This window comes from Mesorhizobium sp. M2A.F.Ca.ET.039.01.1.1, assembly GCF_003998035.1.
GTDB lineage: Bacteria > Pseudomonadota > Alphaproteobacteria > Rhizobiales > Rhizobiaceae > Mesorhizobium.
The window spans coordinates 1-2,505 of record NZ_RZRY01000820.1; the positions used below are offsets into that span (position 1 = coordinate 1).

At 65.4% G+C, this 2,505-nt stretch carries 2 protein-coding genes; both read left to right on the forward strand.

All coding sequences use genetic code 11. The features are described 5' to 3' along the window. Nucleotides 1-1,836: efflux RND transporter permease subunit (locus EOA24_RS34185; RefSeq protein ID WP_145992563.1), on the forward strand; the 1,836-nt coding region annotated here is incomplete at its 5' end. An 11-nt stretch (nucleotides 1,837-1,847) separates the two neighbouring features. Beyond that, on the forward strand, nucleotides 1,848-2,505 hold a 658-nt coding region (locus tag EOA24_RS34190), incomplete at its 3' end, for a TolC family protein (protein ID WP_189354470.1).

The window sequence follows — 2,505 nt, forward strand, 5'->3', positions numbered from 1 at the left end:
GAGATCACCGGCGCGCTGATCGGCATCGCCACCGTGCTGTCGGCAGTCTTCGTGCCGATGGCCTTCTTCGGCGGCTCCACCGGCATCATCTACCGGCAATTCTCCGTCACCATCGTCTCGGCAATGGTGCTCTCGGTGCTGGTGGCACTGGTGCTGACGCCGGCGCTCTGCGCCACCATCCTGCGCCCGGCCAAGGACCATGCGACGCAAAGGGGTCCGTTCGGCTGGTTCAACCGCATGTTCGATCGCGGCACTATCGCCTACCGCGCCGGCTCGCACGGCATCATCAACCGCTCCTGGCGCTTCCTCGCCGTGTTCCTGGCCATCGTCATCGCCATGGGCTGGATGTTCGCCCGGCTGCCGAGCTCGTTCCTGCCGGACGAGGACCAGGGCATTCTGATCACCAGCGCTTCACTGCCGGTCGGCGCGACGCAGGACCGCACGGAGCGCGTGCTGGCTGAGGTGACCAACCACTATCTCAACGAAGAGAAGGACGCGGTCGAAGGCGTGTTCACGGCTTCCGGTTTCGGCTTCGGCGGCGCCGGGCAGAATGTCGGCATCGCCTTCGTGCGGATGAAGGATTTCGACCAGCGCAAGACCTCGGCTCTGTCCGTGTCTGCGGTCGCCGGCCGCGCCATGGGCGCCTTCTCCAAGATCAGGGATGCCCAGGTCTTCGCGCTGGCCCCACCCGCCATCCAGGGTTTCGGCAACACCAACGGCTTCGATTTCTACCTCCAGGATGTCAACGGCGCCGGCCATGAGGCGCTGATCCAGACGCGCAACCAGCTTCTGGGTCTGGCTGCAAAGAGCAAGCTACTTGCCAACACGCGCCCCAACGGCCAGGAGGACCAGCCGCAATTCTCGATCGATATCGACCAGGAAAAGGCCAGCGCGCTCGGCATCAGCCTCGCCGACATCAACAACACGCTGTCGACCGCCTGGGGCAGCGATTACGTCAACGACTTCATCGAGCGCGGACGAGTGAAGCCGGTCTATCTGCAGTCGGGCGCGGATTTCCGTATGCAGCCGGAAGATCTCGACAAATGGCAGGTCCGCAATTCCGGCGGCGCCATGGTGCCGTTCTCGGCCTTCGCCTCCAGCCACTGGCCCTACGGTTCGCCCCGCCTCGAACGCTACAACGGCTCGGCGGCGGTCGAGATCCAGGGCGCCGCGGCCGCAGGCCAAAGCTCCGGCGCGGCGATGGACGAGATCGACAAATTGGTCGCGCAACTACCCGCCGGATATTCGCATGAATGGACCGGCCTGTCGCACCAGGAGAGGCTTTCCGGCAACCAGGCGATGTCGCTCTACGCGATTTCGGCGCTGGTCGTGTTCCTGTGCCTTGCCGCGCTTTACGAAAGCTGGTCGATCCCGTTCGCGGTGATGCTGTCGGTGCCGATCGGCATCTTCGGCGCCCTGGCGGCGGCCACTCTCTTCGGCCAGACCAATGACGTCTATTTCAAGGTCGGCCTGCTCACCACGATCGGTCTGGCGGCCAAGAACGCCATCCTCATCGTCGAGTTCGCCATCGAGCGGCAGTCTGCCGGCATGGGGCTGGTCGAGGCAACGCTCGAAGCGGCGCGGCAACGCCTGCGGCCGATCCTGATGACATCGCTGGCCTTCATCCTCGGCGTCACGCCTCTGGCGATCGCCAGCGGCGCGGGCTCGGGCGCGCAGAACTCGGTCGGCATCGGTGTCATGGGCGGCATGATCGCGGCGACCGTGATCGGCGTCTTCATGGTGCCGCTTCTCTTCGTCACAGTGCGCCGCATCTTCAAGGGCAAGGCAGCCAACGAGAATTCAGGCGGGACCCCAGCCACAGCCACTCAAGAATAGAGGTTTTTTCCATGCCAGGTTTTGAACGCGGTCTCGCGACCGCGAAGGGGTTCTTTTTGCCCGCGTTTGCCGCGGCCCTGCTCTCGGGATGCGTTGTCGGTCCGGATTACCAGAAGCCACTGCTGGCGATGCCGGCAAGCTGGAGCGGGCAGAAGGCGGCAAGGCCGGCAAAGCCGGCGCAGCTGTCGCAATGGTGGCAGCGCCTGCGCGATCCCGAGTTGAACGCGCTCGTCGCGGAGGCGGTCGCCGGCAATCTCGACGTCGCCACCGCCAAGGCCAAGATCCGCGAGGCGCGGGCAAGCTACCGCCAGTCGGTAGGCACGTTGCTCCCATCCGCCAACGGTTCGGCCTCGGCCACCCGCAATAGGTCCACAGCAGCCAGCTCGGGCACGGCAACCGGCACAACCTATGACCAGTATCAGGCAGGCTTCGATGCCAGCTGGGAACTCGACCTCTTCGGCGCCAACCGCCGCAGCGTCGAGGCCGCCAGCTACGGCTTGGACGCTTCCGAGGAAAGCCTGCGCTCGACCTTACTGACCTTGGTCGGCGATGTCGCCTCCAACTATGTCCAGGCACGCGGCTATCAGGCCCGCATAGCGCTTGCCCGGCGCTCTGCCGCATCGCAGCGGCAAACCGCCCAGCTCACCCGCACGATGGCCTTGGCCGGCT